This window comes from Aquibacillus sediminis (assembly GCF_005870085.1).
GTDB lineage: Bacteria > Bacillota > Bacilli > Bacillales > Amphibacillaceae > Aquibacillus_E > Aquibacillus_E sediminis.
Map to the genome: position 1 here is coordinate 1 of NZ_SZNM01000080.1, position 533 is coordinate 533.

At 40.7% G+C, this 533-nt stretch carries 1 pseudogene; it reads left to right on the top strand.

Going from position 1 to position 533, the window contains the following annotated elements:
• A pseudogene (locus FCI53_RS21635) lies at nt 1–533 on the top strand (hypothetical protein); the annotation flags it as partial.

The following is a 533-nucleotide window of genomic DNA, read 5'->3' on the forward strand; positions in this document are numbered from 1 at the left end:
CAAGATTAAAAGATGGCACCTTTAAACGTGCAAGAGCCGAACTGAAGCAAAAAGGCTATATCGACTTCCGTTCAAGAACTGGTAATCAATCCGCTATCTATCAGATGGTAAGTCTTGTGTTCCCTAGCGGTAATGATGTTGATAGACAATTTGTAACGGTTGATACCACAAAAGAAAGCGCGCTCATCGACGTAGATGAAATAGAATTTCAAGCAGATTATCCAACGATCACAGATGAGTATGCGGAATCTACGAACAGTCCGATTACTGAAAACGAAAGTGTGAGCCACAAAGATGACCACAAGGTGAACCACAAACCGATCCCATTATTTAAACAAAACAATACAAGACAAAAAGAAAACAAAAACGTACAAACAACAACAGCTCCTCCTGTTGACGCTGTTGCATTTTATCAAGACAACTTTGGCGGTGGTAACATCCCCAAGTTTATTAAACGCGAAATCAAAACCTGGGTGGCAAAGCTAGGAAAAGAACACGTTATCGAAGCCATGAAAGAAACCCTTTCCCATACC